Annotated in this window: 25 protein-coding genes; 9 read left to right on the forward strand and 16 right to left on the reverse strand. The window is 68.7% G+C overall.

Features of this window, described 5'->3' with window-relative positions:
• Position 1 precedes the first annotated feature (1 nt).
• From zwf to ASD25_RS15580, 5 genes are all read left to right on the forward strand, one after another.
• Positions 2-1,459, forward strand: a complete 1,458-nt coding sequence (gene zwf / locus ASD25_RS15560) for a glucose-6-phosphate dehydrogenase (protein ID WP_056618548.1) — start codon at positions 2-4, stop codon at positions 1,457-1,459.
• Complete coding sequence (pgl, locus tag ASD25_RS15565) at positions 1,452-2,159, forward strand: 6-phosphogluconolactonase (protein WP_056618551.1); 708 nt, start codon at positions 1,452-1,454, stop codon at positions 2,157-2,159. Before zwf ends, pgl begins: the two co-directional genes overlap by 8 nt.
• A complete protein-coding gene (gene edd, locus ASD25_RS15570; RefSeq protein ID WP_056618554.1) occupies positions 2,159-4,051 on the forward strand; it encodes a phosphogluconate dehydratase in 1,893 nt (630 codons plus the stop codon). Before pgl ends, edd begins: the two co-directional genes overlap by 1 nt.
• A gap of 49 nt (positions 4,052-4,100) precedes the next feature.
• The gene (glk, locus tag ASD25_RS15575; protein ID WP_056618557.1) at positions 4,101-5,078 is read left to right on the forward strand and encodes a glucokinase; all 978 of its coding nucleotides are present in this window, start codon (positions 4,101-4,103) and stop codon (positions 5,076-5,078) included.
• Positions 5,079-5,162: 84 nt separating this feature from the next.
• Positions 5,163-5,423, forward strand: coding sequence for a hypothetical protein (locus ASD25_RS15580; RefSeq protein ID WP_055827584.1), 261 nt, complete (start codon positions 5,163-5,165; stop codon positions 5,421-5,423).
• A gap of 91 nt (positions 5,424-5,514) precedes the next feature.
• On the opposite strand, the gene ASD25_RS15585 is transcribed toward ASD25_RS15580, so the two are convergent.
• The 7 genes from ASD25_RS15585 to ASD25_RS15615 all read right to left on the reverse strand — a co-directional run bounded on the left by ASD25_RS15585 (position 5,515) and on the right by ASD25_RS15615 (position 11,648).
• Positions 5,515-6,393, reverse strand: coding sequence for a GyrI-like domain-containing protein (locus ASD25_RS15585; RefSeq protein ID WP_056618560.1), 879 nt, complete (start codon positions 6,391-6,393; stop codon positions 5,515-5,517).
• A 76-nt stretch (positions 6,394-6,469) separates the two neighbouring features.
• Entirely contained in the window at positions 6,470-7,273 is an 804-nt protein-coding gene (locus ASD25_RS15590; RefSeq protein WP_056618563.1) for a DUF1295 domain-containing protein, read from the reverse strand.
• A gap of 38 nt (positions 7,274-7,311) precedes the next feature.
• Positions 7,312-7,698 carry a hypothetical protein gene (locus tag ASD25_RS15595; RefSeq protein WP_056618567.1) on the reverse strand — a complete coding sequence of 129 codons (387 nt, stop codon included), beginning with the start codon at positions 7,696-7,698 and terminating at the stop codon, positions 7,312-7,314.
• Positions 7,695-8,990: a homogentisate 1,2-dioxygenase gene (hmgA, locus tag ASD25_RS15600; RefSeq protein WP_056618570.1), complete on the reverse strand. Its 1,296-nt coding sequence runs from the start codon at positions 8,988-8,990 to the stop codon at positions 7,695-7,697. Before hmgA ends, ASD25_RS15595 begins: the two co-directional genes overlap by 4 nt.
• A gap of 48 nt (positions 8,991-9,038) precedes the next feature.
• Positions 9,039-10,157, reverse strand: a complete 1,119-nt coding sequence (locus ASD25_RS15605; protein ID WP_056618573.1) for an acyl-CoA dehydrogenase family protein — start codon at positions 10,155-10,157, stop codon at positions 9,039-9,041.
• A gap of 1 nt (position 10,158) precedes the next feature.
• Positions 10,159-11,340 carry an acyl-CoA dehydrogenase family protein gene (locus tag ASD25_RS15610; protein ID WP_056618576.1) on the reverse strand — a complete coding sequence of 394 codons (1,182 nt, stop codon included), beginning with the start codon at positions 11,338-11,340 and terminating at the stop codon, positions 10,159-10,161.
• A gap of 50 nt (positions 11,341-11,390) precedes the next feature.
• On the reverse strand, positions 11,391-11,648 hold the full coding sequence (locus tag ASD25_RS15615; protein WP_056618579.1) for an Lrp/AsnC family transcriptional regulator: 258 nt from the start codon (positions 11,646-11,648) through the stop codon (positions 11,391-11,393).
• Positions 11,649-11,693: 45 nt separating this feature from the next.
• Here ASD25_RS15615 and ASD25_RS15620 point away from each other — a divergent pair, with 45 nt between their 5' ends.
• A complete protein-coding gene (locus ASD25_RS15620) occupies positions 11,694-12,518 on the forward strand; it encodes an alpha/beta hydrolase (RefSeq protein WP_056618582.1) in 825 nt (274 codons plus the stop codon).
• Here ASD25_RS15620 and ASD25_RS15625 read toward each other — a convergent pair.
• Entirely contained in the window at positions 12,515-13,069 is a 555-nt protein-coding gene (locus tag ASD25_RS15625) for a hypothetical protein (RefSeq protein ID WP_056618585.1), read from the reverse strand. The two genes, ASD25_RS15620 and ASD25_RS15625, sit on opposite strands and share 4 nt — an antisense overlap.
• Complete coding sequence (locus ASD25_RS15630) at positions 13,066-13,440, reverse strand: hypothetical protein (RefSeq protein WP_056618587.1); 375 nt, start codon at positions 13,438-13,440, stop codon at positions 13,066-13,068. The genes ASD25_RS15625 and ASD25_RS15630 overlap by 4 nt, the downstream gene beginning before the upstream one ends.
• A 446-nt stretch (positions 13,441-13,886) precedes the next feature.
• Here ASD25_RS15630 and ASD25_RS15635 point away from each other — a divergent pair, with 446 nt between their 5' ends.
• On the forward strand, positions 13,887-14,558 hold the full coding sequence (locus tag ASD25_RS15635; protein ID WP_056618591.1) for a bifunctional 4-hydroxy-2-oxoglutarate aldolase/2-dehydro-3-deoxy-phosphogluconate aldolase: 672 nt from the start codon (positions 13,887-13,889) through the stop codon (positions 14,556-14,558).
• Positions 14,559-14,691: 133 nt separating this feature from the next.
• Entirely contained in the window at positions 14,692-15,024 is a 333-nt protein-coding gene (locus ASD25_RS15640; RefSeq protein ID WP_056618593.1) for a GIY-YIG nuclease family protein, read from the forward strand.
• 138 nt (positions 15,025-15,162) lie between these two features.
• Here the strand turns inward: ASD25_RS15640 and ASD25_RS15645 are convergent, their stop codons facing one another.
• The 7 genes from ASD25_RS15645 to ASD25_RS15675 form a co-directional block, all read right to left on the reverse strand.
• Positions 15,163-17,994, reverse strand: coding sequence for a pitrilysin family protein (locus ASD25_RS15645; RefSeq protein ID WP_056618596.1), 2,832 nt, complete (start codon positions 17,992-17,994; stop codon positions 15,163-15,165).
• A 171-nt stretch (positions 17,995-18,165) separates the two neighbouring features.
• Positions 18,166-19,008, reverse strand: coding sequence for a ribokinase (locus ASD25_RS15650; RefSeq protein ID WP_056618599.1), 843 nt, complete (start codon positions 19,006-19,008; stop codon positions 18,166-18,168).
• Complete coding sequence (locus ASD25_RS15655; RefSeq protein WP_082572453.1) at positions 19,005-19,934, reverse strand: nucleoside hydrolase; 930 nt, start codon at positions 19,932-19,934, stop codon at positions 19,005-19,007. The genes ASD25_RS15650 and ASD25_RS15655 overlap by 4 nt, the downstream gene beginning before the upstream one ends.
• Before the next feature lie 55 nt (positions 19,935-19,989).
• The gene (locus tag ASD25_RS15660; RefSeq protein ID WP_056618605.1) at positions 19,990-20,517 is read right to left on the reverse strand and encodes a Rid family hydrolase; all 528 of its coding nucleotides are present in this window, start codon (positions 20,515-20,517) and stop codon (positions 19,990-19,992) included.
• Positions 20,518-20,596: 79 nt separating this feature from the next.
• The gene (locus ASD25_RS15665) at positions 20,597-21,259 is read right to left on the reverse strand and encodes an aspartate/glutamate racemase family protein (RefSeq protein ID WP_056618608.1); all 663 of its coding nucleotides are present in this window, start codon (positions 21,257-21,259) and stop codon (positions 20,597-20,599) included.
• Positions 21,259-22,257, reverse strand: coding sequence for a D-cysteine desulfhydrase (locus ASD25_RS15670; RefSeq protein ID WP_056618611.1), 999 nt, complete (start codon positions 22,255-22,257; stop codon positions 21,259-21,261). Before ASD25_RS15670 ends, ASD25_RS15665 begins: the two co-directional genes overlap by 1 nt.
• Before the next feature lie 92 nt (positions 22,258-22,349).
• On the reverse strand, positions 22,350-22,787 hold the full coding sequence (locus ASD25_RS15675; protein WP_056618614.1) for a BLUF domain-containing protein: 438 nt from the start codon (positions 22,785-22,787) through the stop codon (positions 22,350-22,352).
• Positions 22,788-23,120: 333 nt separating this feature from the next.
• Here ASD25_RS15675 and ASD25_RS15680 point away from each other — a divergent pair, with 333 nt between their 5' ends.
• Entirely contained in the window at positions 23,121-23,744 is a 624-nt protein-coding gene (locus ASD25_RS15680; RefSeq protein ID WP_056618617.1) for a TetR/AcrR family transcriptional regulator, read from the forward strand.
• The last annotated feature ends 7 nt before the right edge of the window (positions 23,745-23,751 follow it).

The following is a 23,751-nucleotide window of genomic DNA, read 5'->3' on the forward strand; positions in this document are numbered from 1 at the left end:
CATGGCGGCCCTGGTGCTGTTCGGCGGCGGCGGCGACCTCGCCATGCGGATGCTTCTGCCCTCGCTCTATTTCCTCGAGCATGACGGGCTGCTGGCCGACGGCCTGAAGATCATCGGCGCCGCCCGCTCGGATGAGAGCCGCGACGAATACGTCGCCAAGGTCCGCGCCTCGGTCGAGGGCAAGGCGAAGGCCGACGACGCCTGGTCCGATGAGGCCTGGAGCCGGATGGAGGCCCGCCTCGACTACCTCGCCGTCGACGCCACGAGCGCCGAAAGCCTGAAACCGCTCAAGGACAAGGTCGGCGACGGCGCCTGCACCAGCTTCCTGGCCGTCTCTCCCTCGCTCTACGCCCGCATCGTCACGGCCATGCGCGCCGCCGGACTGGCCGAGGCCGATGACCGGGTCGTGCTGGAAAAACCGGTTGGTCGCGACCTCGAGACCTTCCGCGAGATCGACGACGCCGTGGCTGACGCCTTCTCCGAACAGCAGGTGTTCCGCATCGACCATTATCTCGGCAAGGAGACGGTCCAGAACCTGATCGCCCTGCGCTTCGGCAACACCATTTTCGAGCCGCTGTGGAACAACCTCAGCATCGACCACGTCCAGATCACCGTCGGCGAAACCGTCGGGGTTGGCGATCGTTGGCCCTATTACGACGAGTACGGAGCATTGCGCGACATGCTCCAGAACCACATGCTCCAGCTGCTCTGCCTCGTGGCCATGGAGCCGCCGTCGGACCTCGACCCGGACTCGGTCCGCAACGAGAAGGTCAAGGTGCTGCGCTCGCTTCGTCCGGTCACGCACGAAGAGGCCGAACGCGTCACCGTCCGCGGCCAGTACGTCGCGGGAACCGTCGAGGGCAAACCGGCGAAAGGCTATGACGAGGAACGCGGCGCCGCCTCCGACACCGAAACCTTCGTCGCCATCCGCGCCGACATCGACAACTGGCGCTGGGCCGGCGTGCCCTTCTTCATGCGCACGGGCAAACGCCTGCCCGAAAAGCGCACCGAGATCGTCATCCAGTTCAAGCCGCTGCCCCATTCGATCTTCGACAACGACCGCGGTCAGGTGCAGGCCAACCGCCTCGTCATCGCCCTCCAGCCCGAGGAAGACATCTCCCTGTCGGTGATGAACAAGAAGCCGGGTCTGGACCAGCGCATGCAGCTGCAGCCGATCCAGATGTCCCTGTCCTGGGGCCAGAACGACAAGGAGTCCAGACCGCCCCGCCGCCGCATCGCCTATGAGCGTTTGCTGCTCGACGCCCTGAACGGCGACTCCACCCTGTTCGTCCGCCGCGACGAGGCGGAACAGGCGTGGAAATGGGTCGACGAGGTCTCTGACGCCTGGGAAGGCGCGGCCTTCAAGCCGAAGGACTACGCCGCCGGAACCTGGGGCCCGCAGGAGGCGCAATATCTGCTCTCCCGCACCGGCCGCCAGTGGAACACCGGCGATGCGTGACATCGAAACCTTCGCAGACGGCGCCGGCTGGGCCGAGGCCTGCGCCGTCCGCCTGACCGACACCCTGTCGGCCGCCCTCGCCGAAAGCGGCAAGGCCATGTTCGCCGGCTCCGGCGGCTCGACCCCGGCCCCCATCTACCGCCGCATGGCGCAGACCGATCTCGACTGGTCGAAGGTCGCCGTCACCCTGATCGACGAGCGTTACGTCCCCGAGACCTCGCCCGAGTCCAACGCGGCCCTGATCAAACAGACCCTGATGACCGGCCCGGCCGCCGCCGCCCGCTTCGTGCCGCTCTACCATTCCGAGGTCACCGTCGACCGCGCCGCCGCCCTCGCCGCCCATGCGCTCGCCCATGAGGGACGACATCTCGACGCGGTCCTTCTCGGCATGGGGGAGGATGGCCATATCTGCTCGATGTTCCCGAACAGCCCGACCCTGAAGACCCTGCTCTCCCCGACCCTGCCGCCCACCGTGCTGGGCGTGCCCCACGGCCGCGACGGCGCGGCGCCGAGCCTTGAGCGGCTGTCGATCAACCTGCCGTATCTGATGCAGGCCCGCCGCGTCGTTCTGGCCCTGACCGGCGCCGCCAAACGCGCCGTGTTCGAGCGCGAGGCCGCAGGCGATCAGCGGGTCCAGCCCATCGCCGCCCTGATCGCGGCCAACGTCCCGCTCGATGTTCTGTGGACGGAGAAAGCGTGATGCCCAACCTGCACCCCGTGGTGGCCGAGGTCACCGCACGCATCGTTGAACGCTCGAAAGCCACCCGCGCCGACTACATCCGCCGCATGGACGCCGCCCGCGACTCCGGCGCCGGCCGCGCCAAGCTCAGCTGTGCCAACTGGGCCCACGCCTTCGCCGGCGCCCCGGTGAAGGACAAGCTGAACGCCATGTCGGGGACCCAGCCCAATGTCGGCGTCATCACCGCCTACAACGACATGCTGTCGGCACATCAGCCGTTCGAGCGCTTCCCGCAGATCATCCGCGACGCCGTGCGCGAGGTGAACGCCACCGCCCAGGTCGCCGGGGCCACCCCCGCCATGTGCGACGGCGTCACCCAGGGGCGTCCCGGCATGGAGCTGTCGCTGTTCAGCCGGGACGTCATCGCCATGTCGACCGGCGTCGGCCTGACCCACGACGCTTTCGACGCCGTCGTCGCCCTGGGCGTCTGCGACAAGATCGTGCCCGGCCTGTTCATGGGCTCGCTGGCCTTCGGCCACCTGCCCGTCGTCTTCGCCCCCGCCGGTCCCATGCCCTCGGGCATTCCGAATGCGGAGAAGGCCCGGGTCCGCGCCCTCTACGCCCAGAACCAGGTCGACCGTCAGACCCTGCTGGAAAGCGAGATCGGCAGCTACCACTCGCCCGGCACCTGCACCTTCTACGGCACCGCCAACTCCAACCAGATGATGATGGAGCTGGGCGGCCTGCACCTGCCCTCGACCGCCTTCGTCCATCCCGAGACCGGCCTGCGCGACGCCCTGACGGCCGCCGCCGCGAAACGCGCCGTCGAACTGGCCCGGACCGGCCAAGGCCGGATGGCCGACGTCATCTCCGAGAAGTCCGTCGTCAACATGATCGTCGCCCTGCTGGCTACCGGCGGCTCCACCAACCACGCCATCCATCTGGTCGCCATGGCGCGCTCGGCGGGTGTGCTGATCGACTGGACCGACATGGATCAGCTGTCGTCGGTCACCCCCCTGCTGGCCCGCGTCTATCCCAACGGCTCGGCCGACGTGAACGCCTTCCAGGCGGCTGGCGGCGTCGCCTTCGTGACCCGGGAGCTGGCCCATGCCGGCCACATCCATTCCGACGTCACCACCATCATGGGCGAGGGCATCCACCACTATTTCCAGGAGCCCGTCATGATCGACGGCGAACTGGTCTGGAAAGACGGCGTCACCGAGAGTCTGGACACGGACATTCTTCGCCCCGCCTCCAATCCCTTCGACACCGAGGGCGGTCTGCGTCTGGTCCAGGGCGATCTCGGCCGGGCCGTGATCAAGGTCTCGGCCGTCAAGCCGGAGAACCGCATCGTCGAGGCCCCCGCCGCCGTCTTCGAAACACAGGAGGACGCGCTTCAGGCCTTCAAGGACGGGCATCTGAACCGCGACGTCGTCGTCGTCCTTCGCTTCCAGGGGCCCAAGGCCAACGGCATGCCCGAACTGCACAGCCTGTCGCCCGCCCTGTCCGTGCTGCAGGACAAGGGCTTCAAGGTCGCCTTCGTCACCGACGGCCGCATGTCCGGCGCCTCGGGCAAGACGCCCGCGGCCATTCACGTCAGCCCTGAGGCCCTCGCCGGCGGACCGCTGGCCCATGTCCGCGACGGGGACATCATCCGCCTGGACGCGGACGCCGGCGTCCTCACCACGGTCGGCGTGCCGGACCTCGCCGCCCGACCCGCCGCGCAACGCTCCGAGACCTATGCCCTCGGCTCGTCCTGGGGCTATGGCCGCGAGTTGTTCGGCGCCTTCCGCCACATCGTCAGTACGGCGGAAGAGGGCGCTTCGGTCTGCTTCGTCGCGCCGACCGGCGGCCCGTCCCGCGTCGACACCCCGCCCGATCCCAATGTTGTCGACCGCGCGGTGGACGCATGACACCCCTTCAAGCAAAAAGCCGCCGTGCGGCGAGCGTCAGGGAAACAAGATGACCATCGCCTGGGACAAGACCCTGCTCGTCGGCGACGTCGGCGGCACCAACGCCCGCTTCGCCCTGGCCCATATGGTCGAGGGGAAGCCGGTGCTGGAGCATCACGACAGCTTCCCGGCGGAGACCTATCCGACCTTCCTTGAGGGGGTACGCGCCTTTCTCGACGGCTGCTCCGTAAAGCCCACCGGCGGCGTCATCGCCGTGGCCGGACCGGTCATCGACGGCGAGATCGATCTGACCAATTCGCCCTGGCGGGTGTCCGAGACCGAACTCCAGACTCTGGGCCTGAACCCCGTCCGGCTGATCAATGATTTCGAGGCCCTTGCCTGGGGCGCGCCTGTTGTGCCCGCCGACATGCTGGCCTCGCTGGGCGGTCCGGCGGAAGGCGAGCCCCACACCGCCATCGCCGTGCTCGGCCCCGGCACCGGCTTCGGCGTCTCGGCCTTGGCCCGTGATATCCACGGCGCCGAAATCGCCATGCCGTCCGAGGGCGGCCACGCCTGCTTCGCCCCCGGCGACGCCGTCGAGGATGAGATCCTGCGCATCCTGCGCCGCCGCTATGACCGCGTCTCGATCGAGCGTCTGATCTGCGGCCCGGGCCTGCTGAACATGCATCGCGCCCTCGCCGAGATCGACGGCCGGGAAAGCCATATCGACGACCCCGCCCAGATCACCACCGAGGCGATGGAGAACCCCAACAGCCCCTGCGGCGCCACCCTCGCCCGTTTCTGCGCCATCCTCGGGGCCGTGGCAGGCGACATCGCCCTGACTACAGGCGCGCGGGGGGGCGTCTATATCGCGGGCGGCATCGCCCCGCGCATCCTGCCCTTCCTCAAGGCCAGCCCCTTCCGCGAGCGGTTCGAGCGAAAGGGCCGGTTCCAGGATTACATGGCCGCGATCCCGACAAACGTGATCCTGCACAAGCACGCCGCCCTTCTGGGGGCCGCCCGGGTTGCCTTCGCCGAGAAAAATTGACGTTCCAACACTTTTTTCTCACGCGACCGTGAACCGAAGCGTCGCGGCAGAGTTATCGAGGTTCCACTCTGGAAGGATATCCTCATGCGTAAACTGATCATCGCCTCCGCCGCCATCTTCGCTCTGGCCGGCGTCGCCGCCTGCGAGAGCCAGGCCGACAAGACCGCTGAAGTCCAGGCCGACGCCCTGGAAGAGCAAGCTGCTGCTGCTCCGACCGAAGCCGCTGAAACGGCCCTGAACGAAAAAGCCGACATGATCGAGCAGCAAGCCGGCAACGCCGACGGCGGCGCGACCACCGCCAACACGCCGAACACCTCGCCGTCGACGGCGAACCCGGGCCAGTAAGCCCCGGACGCCGGGGCCTTCATGACCCCCGGCGACCTTCGGAAGAGTCAGCCCCCGTCGCGCAAGCGGCGGGGGCTTTTCCGTTGGGCGACTACTTCAACGGCAGGAACAGCTCCGCCGCCGCGCCCTGCTCCGGTTCGTCCAGGAAGAAGCGCTGGCAGTAGATCGGAAAGTCGCGCATCTCCTCGCCGCTTGTCGGCAGCCAGTCGCGGTAGAGATACAGGGCCGCGGGCTCCAGATTATGGGTGTCGCCAGTCACTCGCAGCACCGCACACCGCCCTCCGGGAATTTCGCCGGCCCGGACGCTCCCGCCTTCGGGCTCGATAGCCTGATCGGCGTCGACGCCGACGCACAGGTCCATATGGTAATCAGCGGGATCGGCGGGACGACGCTCGGTATACCAGATGTTGAACGTCGGATTTGTCTTGGGCGAAAGCCCGGCGGACCGTCGCCAGGCGATGAAACGCTGGATGGTCCCATCCATGGTCTCGGGATCGCCGCGGTGTTCGAACATGGCGACACGGGTCGGCGCCACGTCGCGGATGGTGACCTGATCGGGGGTGAAGGTGGTCTGCATGAGCTTGCTCCGCGCTCTGTTGAGCGGCCCGAAGGCCTGAAGCCACGGCTCCCAGTCGGGAGATTTCCGGAAGCCCGACGGCGATTGCCCGAACCTTTGGCGAAAGGCGCGCGCGAAGGCGTCCGGCGTCTCGTATCCGGCGGACAGGGCGATGTCAGTGACGCTTGGCCCCTCGCCGTCGGCCAGCTGGTGCGACGCCTGACGCATGCGGGCCAGCTGGACATAGCGGTGAAGGGATACGCCGAACGTCGCCTTGAACTGCCGGTGGAAATGGAATTTGGAAAACGCCGCGACGCTGCTCACCGTCTCCAGATCCAGATCGCTGTCCAGATGCTGGTCGATATGATCCAGCACCCTCTGCATCCGTGCATGATAGTGATCGAGCGCGGTCATCTTCCTCGTCCCTGTGGCGACCCCCGTTTGGCGCGCGGGATGGAAATGCGCTCGACCGATCTTGCGGTAGTGGCCCTCAACCTCTCTTCGGCGGCCACGGGATGAAGGCGCTTGTGCGCCGGACATAGTCTTCATAGCCCGGCTTGGACTTCGCCGTGGCCTTCTCGGTAATCCCGATCCCCGACCAGCGCGTCAGGGTGAAGGTCAGGAACACCGGCCCCAGGATCGCCCACATGCCCGGCCCGGTCTCGGCCGCGATCAGATACAGCCCCCACCACACGCAGGCGTCGCCGAAATAGTTCGGGTGCCGGGTCCAGCGCCACAGGCCCGTATCCAGCACCTTGCCCCTGTTCTTCGGGTCCTTCTTGAACGCCGCCAGCTGGGCGTCGCCGATGCTTTCGAAGCCGATGCCGACCACCGCCAGCACAGCTCCGGTCCAGCCGATCCAGCCCACCGGCGGATCATAGGCGACCTGCCCCAGCTGCACCGGCAGGGAGGTCAGCCAGCCCAGCACCGCCTGCGGCAGGAAGACGAACAGCAGCGCGGTCTTGCCGAAGGCCCACCCCTTGGCCTTCTCCTGGTTCTCGACCAGTTCGACATAACGGCCGTCCGCCCCGTTGCGCCGCCACCGGCCCAGCAGATGCCAGCCCAGCCGGATCGCCCACACCCCGACCAGCCAGATCAGAAGCCATTTGCGGATCGGATCGCCGTCGGTGCGCGGGAAGGTGACCAGCGCCAGCATCAGCATGCCCAGCGGCCAGACGCCGTCGACGAAGCTGACGTCCTTCAGCCGCAAGGCGACCAGCCACAGGCCCAGCATCACCGCGACGATCAGGGCCAGGTTCAGGCCCAGCAGGGCGGCGATCTCGGTCAGGCTCATGGTTCAGGAACGGCGCCGGTCCGACTTCGGATGCAGGGTCAATCGATGCAAAGGGTGGCCTCGGCCTTGCCGTCCTCGACCCGGGTGAAACAACCGAACCGGTTGCTGTCAGCCTGACAGATCCCGGCGACCGCCGCGCCCTCCGCGGGCCGCGCCGTGACATCCGCCGTCCGGCATTCGCCGGCGCACTGGTCGCTGTCCGTGCAGCGCTTGCCGGCGTCGGCGTAGCGGACCACGCACTGCATCGTCTGCATCCGTCCGACCGGCTGCATGGTCCCGTTGCGGGCAATGCAGTCCGCCGCCGCCGCGCTTTCCGGCACGGCCACGGGCGCGGGCTCGTTTCCGTAACCGAGGTCGCCCTTTTCAGGCACGGGCTGGCAGGCGGCGGCCATCAACAGGGCCGCGATCATGGCAAGACGCTTCATTCCACTTTTCCCTTCCGGAACCCGGTCCAGACGTCATCGTAATCGAGTTGCATCGTCGGACTGGTTTGCGCCCATTCCGTGGTCCGGATCGGCATCCGCGTCTCGAACATGAAGGCCAGGGTGTCGCTGATCCTGACCGGTTTCAGATCGGCCGCGACCGCCTTGTCATAGGAGGCCTGATCCGGCCCGTGCCCGCTCATGCAATTGTGCAGGCTGGCGCCGCCGGGCGCGAAGCCGCCCTCCTTGGCGTCATACTCGCCGGTCACCAGCCCCATGAACTCGCTCATGACGTTCCGGTGGAACCACGGCGGACGGAAGGTGTCCTCCGCCACCATCCAGCGCGGCGGGAATATGACGAAGTCGCAGTTGGCCGTCCCCGGCGTGTCGCTGGGCGAGGTCAGGACCGTGAAGATCGACGGGTCCGGATGGTCGAAACTGACCGTGCCGATCGTGTTGAAATTGGCCGTGTCGTATTTGTACGGCGCGTTGTTGCCGTGCCAGGCCACGACATCCAGCGGGCTGTGATCGAAGGTGGTGGCGTACAGCCGGCCGCCGAATTTCTGCACGCACTGGGTCGGCCGGTCGACGTCCTCGAACGCGGCGACCGGGGTCAGGAAGTCCCGCGGATTGGCCAGACCGTTCGACCCGATCGGCCCGAGGTCCGGCAGGCGGAACGCCGCGCCGTAATTCTCGCAGACATAGCCCCGGATCGGCCCCGTGCATTCGACCCGGAACCTCACCCCGCGGGGGATGACGACGATCTCGCCGGGCCGGGCGTCAATACGTCCCATTTCCGTGACAAAGACCTGATCTCCCATCTGCGGGACAATGAGCATCTCTCCGTCAGCACAGTAGAAGACGCGGTCCGTCATCGACCGGTTGGCGGCATACAGATGGATGCCGGTCCCGGCCCCCGCATCGGCCTCGCCGTTGCCGCCATAGGTGACCAGACCCTCGACCCAGTCGGTCGGTTCGGCCGGCATGGGCAGCGGGTCCCAGCGCATCCGGTTCGGCGACGGCGGCGCCTCATGGAACGGCCCGGATCGCACCTTGCCCTGGGTAAACGGCTGATAGGCCGGATGCTGGGCGCTGGGCCGCAGCCGGTACAGCCACGACCGGCGGTTCTCCGACCGCGGCGCCGTGAACGCCGTCCCCGACAGCTGCTCCGCATACAGACCCATCGGCGTCTTCTGCGGCGAGTTCCGCCCTTCGGGCAGAGCCCCGGGGGCGGCCTCGGTCGCGAAATGATTGCCGAAGCCGGATTGGTATTGAGGCGCGTTGGCGCGAGTCATGCTGCGTGTCTCCCGTGGGAGAGGTTTAGGGCGCCCCGCCCCCGACCGCTAGAACCCCTGCGACCGGGCCATCCGCTCCTGATGGAAGCCGGCGTCGCCCAGCAGTTCGTTCAGCACCCGCACCCGCTTCATGAACAGGCCAACGTCGAATTCGTCGGTCATGCCGACGCCGCCGTGCATCTGCACCGCCTCCTGCACCGCCAGGTCGGCCACCCGCCCGGCCTTGGCCTTGGCCACCGAGACGACCAGACCCGCGTCCTCGCGCCCGGCGTCCAGCGCGTTCAGCGCGCCCATCACCGCCGCCCGTGCGATCTCGATCTCCGAATACAGATGCGCCGCCCGATGCTGCAGGGCCTGGAACTCGCCGATCAGCTTGCCGAACTGTTTCCGCGTCCGCAGATATTCCAGCGTCGTCTGGAAGGCCTGATCCCCCGCCCCGTTCAGCGACGCCGCCGCGCAAGCCCGGCCCAGATTCAGCGCCCCTTCCAGCAGCCCGTCGCCACCGTCGACCGCGCCGATCACGGCATCCGCATCGACCTCGACATCCGTCAGCGTCACCCGCGCCGCATTGTGCGCGTCGACCATGACCGTCCGCTCGATCTCTACCCCCGCCGTCTTCGGGTCGACGAGGAACAGCGTCAGCCCCGTCTCGGTCTGCGCCGCCACGATCAGGGCGTCCGCCACATGGCCGTCCAGCACGAAGCCCTTGGCCCCGTTGAGCTTGAAGCCGTTGCCCGACCGCTCCGCCGTCGTCGCGATCCGCGCCGGCGCGTGTTTCGGCCCCTCGTCGACCGCCAGCGAGACGATCGCCTCGCCCGCCGCGATCCGGGGCAGCCAGGCCGCCTGCTGCTCGGCCGATCCGCCCTTCAGCACCGTCGCCGACAGCACCCCCGAACCAAGGAAGGGCGACGGCGTAAGCGTCCGCCCCAGCGCCTCGGCCATGACCCCGGCCTCGACCGCGCCCAGACCCGAGCCGCCGTGTTCCTCGGGGATGAGGATCCCCGCAAATCCCATCTCTCCAAACGCGCGCCACAGGTCGCGCGATACCCCGTCGCCGTCCTTGCTGTCGCGCAGCTTCCTCAGATGGGCGATCGGCGCATGCTCGTTCAGGAAGCCGTCCGCGGCCTCCTTCAGCATCGTCTGCTCTTCGGTGAGGATCAGCGGCATGTCAGGCGCCCGGCAGTTGCAGCAGGTGTTTGGCGATGATGTTCAGCTGGATTTCGCTGGTCCCGCCCTCGATGGAATTGGCCTTGGTCCGCAGCCAGTCGCGCGCCGCCGCCCCGTGGCGCGAGCGGTCGCTCTCCCACTCCAGCGCGTCCGAGCCCCCCGCCGCCATCAGCAGTTCGTGCCGCCGCTTGTTCAGCTCCGAGCCATAGTATTTCAGCATCGAGGCGATGGCCGGATGCGCCTGCCCCGCCTTCACCTGATCGCCGGTCCGCTCCATGGCCAGACGGAAGGCCGCGGCGTCGATCTCCAGCTCGGCGATCCGTGCACGGAGCATGCCGTCGTCCAGCCGCCCCTCGTCGTCCAGCCCGATCGATCCGGTCGCCACCTGGCCCAGCGGCCGTCCGCGTCCGACCTCGCCCATGGCCCCGATCATGGTCCGCTCGTGCGCCAGCAAATGCTTGGCCACGTCCCAGCCGCGGTTCAGCGTGCCGACCAGGTTCTCCTTCTCGACCCGCACGTCGTCGAAGAAGGTCTCGCAGAACGGACTCTTGCCGCTGATCAGGGTGATGGGCCGGGTCGAAACCCCCTGCGTCGCCATGTCGAACAGCACGAAGGAAATGCCCAGATGCTTGGGCGCCTCCGGGTCGGTCCGCACCAGACAGAAGATCCAGTCCGCCTTGTCGGCGTAGCTGGTCCACACCTTCTGGCCGTTGACGATCCAGTGGTCGCCCCTGTCCTCCGCTCGCGTCTGGATCGCCGCCAGATCCGACCCGGCGCCCGGCTCGGAATAGCCCTGGCACCAGCGTATCTCGCCGCGCACGATCTCCGGCAGGAAGCGCTGCTTCTGTTCCTCGGTCCCGAAGGCCAGCAGCGCCGGCCCCAGCATCCAGACGCCGAAACTGTTCAACGCCGGCTGCGCCTTGATGCGACGCAGCTCCGACCCCAGCACCTTGGCCTGTTCGCGGCTCAGCCCGCCGCCGCCGTACTCCGCGGGCCATTCCGGCGCGGTCCAGCCGCGGGCGCCCATCCGGTCCATCCAGAGCTTGTGCGCCGGCGTCTTGAAGACCGGATTGCGACCGCCCCAGATGGCGTCCTCATCGTCGCCGGGCCCGCGACATTCGGCCGGGCAGTTCGCTTCCAGCCAGGCGCGCGTCTCCGCGCGGAACGCATCAAGATCGGTCATGGGAACCTCCGTCCCCGCAACCCTAGCAGCGATTCACGGGTGACGCTGCGTCAGCCCCCGCCCGGCAGAAAGGGCGAGAAGGTGATGACCGTGAAGGTGTCCCGGATGTTGGCGCGCGTCTGCACCGACTTCGTCACGAAGGTGCCGATGTCCATCTCCTTCGGCAGCTGGAACTTGGCCAGCAGGTCGTACTGGCCCGAGGTCGAATAGACCTCCGAGACGTATTCGACATTGTCCACCATGTCGGCCGCTACGTCGTTGGCGTGGCCCAGCTCGCATTTGATGAAGACGAAGATGGCGGTCATCATGGCGGCGGTCCTTCCGGGTTCGGGAGGTGTGTAGCGGATGGATTCGTGACAGGCGAGATCGACCTCGAGGCCGAATACAACAACCGCGCCCGCGTGCCGGACCATCCGGCCGTCATGGCCATGTGGCGCGAGACCGCGGAGGCGGCCCGCGCCGCCCATCCGCCGGTGGAGATCGCCTACGGCCCGGGCGAGCGTGAAGTCATGGATCTGTTCGACGCCGGCCCGGACGCGCCCGTCGCTGTCTTCCTGCATGGCGGCTACTGGCAGGCGCTGGACAAGGACTGGTTCAGCGGCATCGCCCCGTCCTTCCTCGCTCACGGCGTCAGCCTGGCCATCCCCTCCTACGACCTTGCCCCGACCGTCCGGCTGGGCGCCATCCTGCATCAGGTGCGCGCGGCGGTGGAGGCGATCCGGGCCCGCGCCGGCGCCCGGCCTGTCGTCTTCGGCCACTCCGCCGGCGGTCACATGTCGGCCGGCATGCTGTCGGAAGGCCGCGCCTCCGCCGCCGTCGCGATCAGCGGCGTCTTCGACCTGCGCCCGCTCGTCTCCACCTCGCTGAACAAGGCCCTGGATCTCGACGAGCGGGAGGCTGCCGCCCTGTCTCCGGTCTTCTGGCCCGTGCCCAACGGTTCAACACCGGGCGGCACCGTCCTCGACTGCGTCGTCGGCGGCGACGAGAGCGCGGAGTTCCTGCGCCAGTCGCGCATGATGGCCGACCACTGGGGCTCCCAAGGGGTCGAAACCCGCTACGAAGCCCTCCCCGGCCTGAACCATTTCACCGTGCTGAACCCGCTGTTCGATCCCGACAGCGCGCTGGTGAGGCGGCTCGCCGATCTGGCGAAGGCCGCCCCTTCCCCCCGCGCCGCCTAGCGGCGGGTGGCCTGACCGGCCACCTGACCCACCGTGCCGACGGTGTTGTCGACGACCCCGCCGGGTTGCAGCGTCGTATTCGCCACCCCGCCGACGGTATCGACCGTATTGTCGACCGTGGTCAGCAGCCGCTCCAGAATTTCCGGATTGCGGTCGATGGTCGTCAGCGTCCGATCGATGATGGCCTGCACATTGTCCAGCCGCACCTTCAGCAGCACCTGCGCCTGCACGCCCTTGATGCTGATCTTCACGTTGTCGACGCCGATGTCCGCCCCCGCGCTGAGGTGCAGCAGATTGGCCAGCCGCGCCTCGAGCGCGATCTTGGCCCTGAGGTTCTCGACCTCGATGGTGATCTCCTCCACCGACAGGTTCGGGATGTCGAGCAGGACGTCCGGCTCGGCGGACGGGTCCGACGGCGCCGAAGCAGGCTGGGCCGACAAGGGCTGCACAGGCTGGACCTGGGGCATGCCGCCGGGTTGCGACTGCGCCGCGGCCTGACCGGCGGCTGCGAGAAGGATAACGGCGGCGCCGCTCGCCAACAGATGCTTCATCGGGGATCTCCTTGGGTTTGATCAGAGGCTGGCGCGTCGGCTGGACGCGATTCGGAAGCGGGCGGAGCCGCGGTTTCATCGGGGACTGCGATCGTCGCCGCGGCGTTGAGATTCCACTGGACGTTCCGGAACGTGCGCTGACCCGGGATCGGCCGGGGCAGGCCCGTCGAGAGGTTTTCCTCGATCACCGAGCCGGACGGCTCAGCCCAGGCCCGGACCGATACGGTCCCGACCTGCCGCCATCGAGCCTGATCGACCTGCGCCGAGATCGACAGGCTGATATCCGGTTCCGGGATTGTGACGGGCGGAGCGGCCGGGGGCGCGGTCTGGGTCCCGACCGCGAGAAAAAGTGACGACAATGCGGCGATCATGGGGACACAAAGCCCTCGGAACCGTTCCGGTTCCGCCTCGAACCTACAAGCCTGTGCCCGGGTATGACGCACCAGTTGGCGGCCTGGCAGCGGCATTTCATCGCTGCCCGACCCGTATTCATCGTTTGACCCGTGCGACGAATAATTGTGTGTGCGCCTGATCGGCCGAATCCTCGCGACCGATCACCGTCAGCACAACCGCATGTAGCTCCCCATGATGCGCGCTCTACGAAAACTTATCCGTCAGCTGCGCTGTCGCCGTCACCGCTGGCGGCCCGACCGCCGCGTGGCGGGACGCGAGTTCTGCGACCTGTGCGGCGCCAGGCGGCAAATGGCCTGAGCCTCGAAACACAAAGTTCCACATCCGCCCGCCCCGCCGCTTTCCCGGAACGCGGCGGGTGGGATAAGCATGGTGGGCTGCCGGACGCCGGCGGAGGAATCAGACCATGCGCCACGACCGTCTCGCCGTCCTCACCGCCCTTGAGACCCAGGGCGTGGCCCCGGTCTTCTATCATCCCGATCCGCAGGTCAGCCTGAACGTCATCCGCGCCTGCGCCCGCGGCGGGGCGAAGGCGATCGAGTTCACCAACCGCGGCGACTTCGCCTGCGACCTGTTCGGCGACATCGCCCGCGAGCTGCAGCAGACCGACCCCGACATCATCCTCGGCATCGGTTCTGTGGTCGATGCAGGCACGGCCAGCCTCTACCTCAACCGCGGCGCCCGCTTCGTGGTCAGCCCCTGCCTCGTCCCCGACGTGGCCAGGGTCTGCAACCGGCGCATGACGGCCTACTTCCCGGGCTGCGGCTCGGTCACCGAGATCGGCCAGGCCCATGAACTGGGCTGCGAGATCGTCAAACTCTTCCCCGGCGCCAGCGTCGGCGGCGCCGACTTCGTCAAGGCCGTGCTCGGCCCCATGCCCTGGACCAAGATCATGCCCACCGGCGGCGTGGACCCCGATGAGGCCTCCATCGCCAAATGGTTCGGCAGCGGCATCGTCGCCGCCGGCATGGGCTCGAAACTGGTCACCGACGCGGCGGTCAAGGCCGGCGACTGGGCCGGCATCGAGGCCAATGTGCGCAAGACGGTCGACGCGATCGCGTCGTTCCGGGCGCGGTAGAAACTCCGATCATCCCGCCGAAGGTAGGGATCAGACACATAGTCTTCAACGCTCGCGGGTGCGCGCGCCTCGTCTTCCCGCATGGTGTCCTTCATCTGGATCCCGGCATTCGCCGGGATGCGCGGAGGACGAAATGGCGCGTCAGGCCTATGCGGGAATCCGGTGCGACGGCGGCCCGATCGGCTTCTGGGTCTACATCATGGCCAGCGACCGCAACGGTACGCTCTACATAGGCCAGACTGACGACCTCGGCGCGCGCGTCGCCGAACACCGCACCGGTCTGCGCCCCGGCTTCACCCGTCAGTACGGCTGCAAGACCCTCGTCTGGGCCGAATGGCATGAAACCCGCTCCGGCGCCTTCATGCGCGAGCGCCGCCTCAAGGAATGGCGTCGAAGCTGGAAGGTGCTTCTGATCGAGAAGGACAATCCGACATGGGCCGACCGTCTAGACCACTACCTGACCTGAAACTTCACCGTGCATCCCGGCGAATGCCGGGATCCAGATGTCATGACGCCGGGGTTGGCCGAAACGCACGTCTCTCATCACCAGCAACCGCGCTCGTGATCTGGATCCCGGCATTCGCCGGGATGCACGGAGATAAAACTACAATCCCAGTGTCGCGCTGTTCAGGTCCAGCTGCGCCGACGGAATCACCACCACATCGGGATGCGCCGCCCGCAGCGCGTCGATGAACATCGCCGACTGGCCCACCACCACGACATAGGCCTGATCCGACCCGACCGCCTGCGCCGCCGCCGTCACGCCCTCGGGCGTCGTGGCGTTGATCTTGCCGACATAGGTTTCGACCTCGGTCAGCGGCAGGCCATAGGTGACCGCGTCCGACAGCACCCCGCCCAGACCGCCCGTGGTCTCGACCGCGCGCGAGAAGCCGCCGGTGATGAACGCCTCGCGGTCGGTGACCGCCTGCTCGGTCACCGCCTCGGTCTTCAGCCGGTCGAACTCGGCCAGCACCAGGGCGACGACCTCGGCCGCGCTCTCGTTCTTGGTCTGGGTCGCGGCGCTCAGCAGGCCGCCGTCCACCCGCGCGCCCAGCGAGGAGTTGGCGCCGTAGGACAGGCCGCGCTTGGCCCGCACTTCCTGGAACAGGTGGCCGTTCTGGCCGCCGCCGATGACGCTGTTGACCACCGCCAGCGGATAGAAGGCGGGGTCCGACCGGCGCGGACCGCGCACGGCCGCAGCCACAGCGGCCTGACCGGCGCCGGGCAGGTCGACGACGACGATGCGCGGCGCGGGTCGCTCGCCAGCCCGGTTCGAGATCGTCGGAACCGCGCCCGACGGCTTCGCCCAGCCGCCCAGCGTCCGCTCGGCGAAGGCGAAGGCCTGTTCCGGCTCCATCCCGCCTGTGATGATCAGGGCGGCGTTGTCCGGCCGCCACCAGCGGTCATGGAAACCGACGATCTGGTCGCGCGTCAGCGTCCCGACCGAGGCCGGCGTCCCGGCGGCCGGGGCGCCATAGGCGGCGCCCGCGAAGGCCAGCCGGTTCAGGACCTGCGAGGCCAGCGAGCCCGGATCGCGCAGCGCCACCGTCAGGGCGGTGACCGTCTGCGTCCGGCTGCGCTCCAGCTCCGCGGCGTCGAAAGCCGGCCGCTGCACAACATCAGCCAGCACCGCTCCGGCCTGATCGGCCGAGGCCACCGGCGCGGACAGGAACAGGGTCGTGGAGTCGGCCCCCGCCCCGCCGCCGATATTGGCGCCCAGCGCCTCCAGCGTGCGCGCAATCTCCGGAGCCGAGCGGCCCCCGGCGCCCTCGGTCGCCAGATTGGCTGTCATCGAGGCCAGACCCGCCTGGCCCGCCGGATCGCCCGCCGCTCCGCCGGCGATCACCAGCTGGGCGTTCATGATCGGCAGGTTGGTCGACTTCGCCACGATGACCCGTAGCCCGTTCGACAGCGTCCGCTCGACCACCCGCGGCGTGGCCATGGCCCGCACCGCGCCCGGCGCCGGCGGCGCCATCCGCTGGCCCTCGGGCAGCAGTTCATTGGCCGGCAGGATGGCCGGCGGCACGGTCAGATAGGTCGGCACCGGCGCCGGATTGCGCCAGCTGTCCTCGGGCACGCCGGAGGGCCGGGCGCTCTCGTCCTGATAGCGCACCGCCACCCGCGCCTGATCATTCAGCCAGGTCCGCGCCACCCGCTGCACATCCGCCGCGGTCACGGCCTGCACCGCCGCCAGCCGCGCGTCGGGCGCGCCCGGGTCGTTCTCCGAGACGATGGCCTGGCCCAGGATGAAGGCCCGGCCCGACGCCGTCTCACGCTGCCGCAGGGCCGCCGCCACGATCTCGGTCTTGGCCTCGGCCAGCTCCGCCGCCGTCACCGGCTCGTCGCGCACCCGCGCCAGCTCGATGTCCAGCGCCGCCTCCAGATCGGTCATCGACTTGCCGCGCGCCACCGTGGCCGTCACGCCGATGGAGCCGTCTTCCTCCATGCTGTTGGCGCTGAAATTGGCGGTCGACGCCAGCTGCTTGCCGTAGACGAGGGCCTGATACAGCCGCGAGCTGTCGCCGCGCGACATAATCCCCTGCAGCACGTCCAGCGCCGCGGCGTCGGCATGATTCGCCGCCATGCCCGGATACAGGACGCCCACCGCCGGCATCGGCACGTTCGGTGCATAGGCCTCGGCCATGCGCGGCGCGGTGCGCGGCGTCTCCACCGGCCGCTCGAACACCGGCACCGGGCGCTGCGGGTTCGTGATACCGGCGAAATACTGATCGACCCAGCGGTCCAGCTGCGCCGGATCGAAATTGCCCGACACGATCATGGTCGCCGTGGCCGGGCGGTAATAGGCCTCGTGGAAGGCGCGGGCATCGTCGATCACCGCGGCATTCAGCTCCTCAAGCGAGCCGATCACGCTGCGGCGATAGATGCTTTCGTCGAAGCTGTTGTCGCCGATCACGAACCGGCCGAACCGGCCGTACGGAGGGGCCAGCACCCGCTGGCGCAGCTCTTCCTGGACGATCGAACGCTCGGCCTGGAACACGGCGTCGTCGACCACCGGCCGCGCCATCCGCTCGGCGTGGGTCCACAGCATCGTCTCCAGATACTGCGGCGGCACCGTCTCATAGTAGTTGGTGAAGTCCTGACCGGTGGAGGCGTTGCGCGACCCGCCGGCGTTCTCGACCAGGGTCGAGATCTGGCCGTACGGCAGGTTGACCGTCTTGCGGCTCAGGATGTGTTCGAACAGATGGGCGAAGCCGCTGCGCCCCTGCGGATCGTCCTTGCCGCCGACATCGTACCAGAGGGTCACGGTGACCGTGCCCGCCGTGGCGTCCGGCATGGCGTAGACATCCAGCCCGTTGGCCAGCTCGCGGTGAGAATATTCCAGCGGCGGCACCGAAATCGGCGCGGCCGACTGGGCGAAGGCCGGAGAGGCGAGCGCGAGCAGCGAGGCTCCCAGAAGGGCGGCGGTGCGTGTCATGTCGGCGGTCCCCGGTTCGGCGTCTGAACAGAAGCGGGGACCCTATCAGTCGATCCCGCCGGCCAAAGTTACGTCGCCGTAATGATCGCCCAAGCGAAATCGGAGATTTCGCTCAGGCATCATGGGAGAGCCTGATTCACGGCATCAGCGGAATCGCGAAGCGATTCCACCTCAACCGATCAGGCTCTCGACCTCGGCCCGCGTCGGCAGGGACGGCTGCGCGCCGGGCCGCGTCGCCGCCAGCGCCCCGGCCGCGCAAGCGAACCGTAGCGCCTGTTCGGGCTCCTTCCCCTCCAGCAGGGCGACGCAGATCGCGCCCACGAAGGCGTCGCCCGCTCCCGTCGCGTCCACCGCCCTGACCCTGGGCGGAGCAGCGCGTGCAAGCTCCTGCCCGCGCTGGTACATGACCGCCCCCTTGGCGCCTTCAGTCACGACCACCCGCCCGCCGCCGTGATGCAGCAGGTCGCCGTAGAAGGCCGCCTCGGTCTCATTGACCACCAGCAGATCGGCCCGCCGCAGCAACTGGTCCGACACCGGCGCCGCCGGGGCCAGGTTGACGCAGACGAACTCGGTCGCCCGTCCCACCGCCGCCTCGACGGTCGAGATCGGCAGCTCCAGCTGCACGATCAGCGGACAGTCGATCCGCGCCGGCAGCTGTTCGGGCGTGACCCGCAGATTGGCGCCGGCGCAGACCACGATCTGGTTCTCGCCCTCGTCGTCGACGGCGATCAGGGCCACGCCGGTCGGCTCGGCGATGTCCGTCTCGACCCCCGACAGTTCGACGCCATAGGCCATCAGCAGGGCCATGGCCGCGCCTGACATCTCGTCGTCGCCGACGCAGCCGGTCAGGCTGACGTCCGCCCCCAGACGCTGCGCCGCCAGCGCCTGATTGGCGCCCTTGCCGCCCGGATGCCGCGCCAGCGTCGCCCCGGTCACCGTCTCCCCCGCGCGCGGCAGGGACGGAGAGGTGGCGACGAAATCCAGATTGATCGAGCCGACGACGTTGATCCTCACCGCACCGCCTCCGTGATCAGGGCGAAGACGCCGTCGGCGTCTGCGGACACCGCCCAGCGGTGCGGCGCCTCCGCCGGATCGACCCGGAACTCGACCGCCGTATGGCCCCGCGTCAGCTCGCTCTGGAACTCGACGGCGATCCGGCACGGCTTCAATTCGAACAGCTCCGGCTTCAGCAACCAGGCGACGGGACAGACGTCATGAACGGGCGGCGCGTCCCAGCCGACGATCTCGCGCTCGACCTTCTGCGAGAACCGCATCATCGCGGCCGCCGTGTCGCCTTTCGGCGTTCCGATTCCGGCGACGGCGGCGATCCGCTCTTCCGTGGCCCGCACCTGATGGGTCGCATCGAGGCCGAACATCGTGATGCGGCACCCGCTGCGCATCACCTCGTCGGCGGCTTCGGGATCGGCCCAGACGTTGAACTCAGCCGACGCGGTGATGTTGCCGCCCTCGCTGCGCGCGCCGCCCATGATCGCAACAGGTCCCAGCCGTCTCGCCAGGGTCGGCTCGCGGCGCAAGGCGAGCGCCAGATTGGTCATCGGACCCAGCACCGCCAGCGCCACCGTTTCCGGCTCGCGCGCCATCACGGCATTGATCAGGGCGTCGACGCCATGGCCGTCAGCGACACCCTTCGCCGGGGTGAAGGGCGTCATGAAGCCCAGCCCCTCCTCGCCGTGAAACTCGCCCGCCCCGGCCGGCTTGCGCCGCAGCGGCCGGTCCGCCCCGGCGTGCACGGGCACGTCCTCGCGCCCGGCGATCTGGCGCAGCATCCGCGCGTTCCGCGTCGTCTTCGCCAGGGGCACGTTTCCGCCCACCGTGGTGACGGCCAGCAGTTCCAGCTCGCTCGACCCGAAGGCGAGCATCAGCGCTACGGCGTCATCTACGCCGGGATCGCAATCGATAATAAGGGACAGGGTTTTCACCCGCCGAGGTTTGGAACGCGCCGCCCGTCCCCGCAACCCCTCGTCGCGCCGGATGTCAGGTCCGCGCGGGCGAATGCACGATCAGCTGGATCTCGACGATGCCGCCCTCGCCCAGCAGGCCCGAGGTGCCGACCGCCGTCCAGGCGGGCCGCGGCCCTGTCGAGAACTCGCGCCAGACGCGGGCCATGACCTCGATCTGCTGCATGCGTTCGCCGGTGAAATTCGGCCCCTCCCAGACGTGGAAGCTGTTGACCAGCGCCACGTCGTCGAAGGTCGCGCCCGCCGCCGTCAGCGTCCGGTTCAGCTGGCTCATGGTGCGCCGGACCTGCGCTTCGAACGCCGCCAGGTCATTCCCCTCGCCGGGGGCCTGAAACACGATGGCGCCCGAGACATACAGGGTGTCGCCCGCCCGCCGCGCCGGGGCGTAGCCGACCTCGTCATGCGCATTCCGGCCGCGCGCATTGTGGATGATGACCTCGCCGCCCGGGGTGGGCAGCAGGACGGGGTAGGCAGGCGCCTCCTGAGCCATCGCCGCCGAGGGCAGGACGGCGGACAGAAGAAGGGCGGCGAAGAGTACGCGCATGGCTCGGCTCCGTTTGGGACGACCCTTCGTGCTCCCGGCGGCGCCCGCGTCAACTTACGCTTTGGTCAGAAGCCGGACATCATTTGCAACGGTTCACGCAAACCTGCGCCAGCACCTCGGCGGAATCCACCAGCGGCACGGTCACGTCCTCCGCTCCCAGCAGCAGCGGCACCTCCGTGCATCCTGCGATCACCGTCTCGGCGCCGGCCGCGACCAGCATGGCCGCCAGACGGCGCATCTCGGTGCGCGGACCCTCGCCCAGATCGCCCCGCTTTACCGCATAGACGCAGGCCATGAAGGCCTCGCGCGCAGCCCCGCTCAGGCGCACGATTTTCACGCCCTTGGCCTGCAGCGCGCGGGCGTACAGGGCCTCGCCGCCCGGCGTGGCCAGCACCCCGATCTTCTTCGCCCCGCCGGCCGCCGCGGCCTCGGTCGTCTCGGCGATCATGTCGATGAAGGGCAGGCCGACCTTCTTGATCCCCGCCGCCTGCGCATGCGCCGTGTTGCACGGCATGCACAGCACCTGCGCGCCGGCGTCGCGCAGCCGCATCGCCATCTGGCCCAGCGTCTTCTCCGCCGCGTCAGGCTGGCGGTTGCGATCCGGCACCTGCGGATTGATGTCGGCCAGAATGCGGATGTGGTCCTCATCGCCCTGCGCCGGCGTCAACGCCTGCACCCGCTCAAGGAACGCCACCGTCGCGGCGGGGCCCATGCCGCCCAGAACGCCCAGAACCTTCGCCATCAGAGCGCTCCCTCGATCTCACCCTGGTAGCCGAACAGGCCTTGCGCCCCGCCCGTGTGCAGGAACACCACCGTCTCGTTCTCGAACCGCCCGGCCTTCGCCAGCGCGATCAGCCCCTTCATCGCCTTTCCCGTATAGACGGGGTCCAGCACGATCGCGTCCGTCCGCGCCGCCAGTTTCAGCGCCTCGATCACCGCGTCGTCGACAAGTCCGTAGCCCTCGCCGACGTAGTCGCAGTCGGCCACCACCATCCCGTCCGTCACCGCGTCCGGCCGTCCCAGCAGGGCCGCCGTCTCGCGGGCCAGCTTCAGTACATTCTCTTCCTGCTTCGGCCTGGGCGCGCGCACGCCGATGCCCAGCACCGGAATGTCCGCCCCCATCACCGCCAGCCCGGCCACCAGACCGGCGTGGGTCCCGGCGCTGCCCGTCGCCGTCACGATCCGGTCGACCTGCATGTCCAGCTCGTCCGCCTGCACCACGATCTCGCGCGCGCAGTCGACATAGCCCAGCGCCCCGATGGCGTTCGAGCCGCCGCCCGGGATGATGTAGGGCTTGCCGCCCCGCGCCCTCACCTCCGCCGCCGTCTTCTCCAGCTCGGCGTTCATGTCGGTCCCGCCCGGGACGGTGCGCATGCCCGCGCCGAACAGCCGGTCCATCAGGACGTTGCCGTTGCGCGTGTAGTCGATGGCTTTCGAACCCGTCCGCTCTTCCAGAATGACCTCGCTGGCGAACCCGTGAGCCGCCGCGGCCGCCACCGTCTGGCGCACATGGTTCGACTGCACTGCGCCCTGGGTCACCAGGGTGTCGGCCCCCTGTTCCATCGCGTCGCCCAGCAGGAATTCCAGCTTGCGGGTCTTGTTGCCGCCGCCGGCCAGGCCCGTGCAGTCGTCCCGCTTGACCCAGATCTCGACGCCCAGCGCCTCGCTCAGGCGAGGCAGCGGTTCAAGCGGCGTGGGCAGATGGGCGAGGCGAACGCGCGGAAAGCGGGCGAGGTGCATGGGTGGGCGGCTCCGGTGTGCGCCCCTTCTAGACGGGTCCGGACGATTTGCCGAACCGGTTCGGCATTGTTCCCGCCGAAGCCTCCGGGTCGTCAGTAAACCGGCTGATCCCGCGTCCGGGCCGCATCGGCCTTCTGGACCGCGTCCAGCAGGATCCCGATCACCTGACGCGGCGTCCGGTCGTCGTCGTCAACGAGGCTGTCCAACGCCGCGCCATGATCCGGCGTGATCCGCGCATTGGCCATGCTCCAGCCGCTGAAGAGGCGTTCGGCGATGGGCTCGCGGTCCAGCAGGGTGACGTCGCGATGCCGCGGATCGCTTTCCAGCCGCCGCAACAGGGCGTCCAGCGCCTGGGCCGGCCCCTCCACCACCTGGATATAATGATTGCGGTGGGCGGCCAGTGCGCCGGTCAGGCCGTCACGGTCGTTGTTGCGTTGGGACTCGGCGAGGATCACCGCCAGGTTGCCGATTGACTCGGTCGTCCCGGTGGCGGTGCTTTCGTAGACCAGTCGCTCCAACGCCAAACTCATGGTTACCCCTCAGATCCGGCCCTCTAATGCAGATGCAACCTTTCCGGTTGCATCTGTGTAAATATTTGTCTTCGAACGGAAACGTCCATTACCGGACACAGGGTTTTCCCTGACGAAGCCCGACTGCCAAAATTATTTCCGAGACCCGGGAACGGAGTTGGGGGACCGCAGTTTTCCCATCGGACCTTGCGGCGATGCGCGCTCGACAGAGTCCTCAGCGGCCCGGTCTCTGCCACGCCCCCCGACGCAGACCGGGCCGCATCTTCTTCCCCCCTCACCGCGATCCATCCGCCCCGCTTGCCGACTCACCTCGCGCGGCCTGATGCTGGCCTCATGGCCGAATCGCCCGTCCCCGCCGTCGCCAAGCTGCGCGACCGAAGCGCCACCGAGGCCGCCATCGTGGCGGCGGGTGAGCGCATTCTGCTGCGCGACGGCTTTCCCGGCCTCAACGTCCAGACCCTCGCCGCCGAGACCGGCTGCGACCGCAAGCTGGTCTACCGCTATTTTGACGGCGCTGACGGGGTCGTCGACCGCATCGCCGCCCGCGCCCACGCCGGACTGGCCGCCAGCCTGGCCTCCATCCCGCTGGTCGACACCGCCTCCCTGCGCACCTTCGCCCGCATCAGCCTTCTGACCTGGCTGGCCGCCCTGCGCGCCAGCCCGCTCAGCCTGCGGCTGATGGCGTGGGCCCTCGTCGAGGACTCCGACCTGCTGCGCCGCATCGAGGCCGACCGCGCCGCCGTGCTGCAAAACTGGATGCGCGAGCGCCGGCCGCGCCTGCGCGTCCCGCCCGAGGGCGACCCTACCGCCCTCAACGCCGTCCTGCTGGCCGCCGTCCAGCAACTGGCCCTGTCCGCCGAACGGCGCGGCGGCGTCGCCGGCCTGAGCCTCGACGCCGAGGGTTGGCCCCGCGCCGAGGCCGCCCTCGACCGCCTGCTGGTCGCCTTCCCCGACTGAAGCTGGA

The organism is Brevundimonas sp. Root1423 (assembly GCF_001426805.1).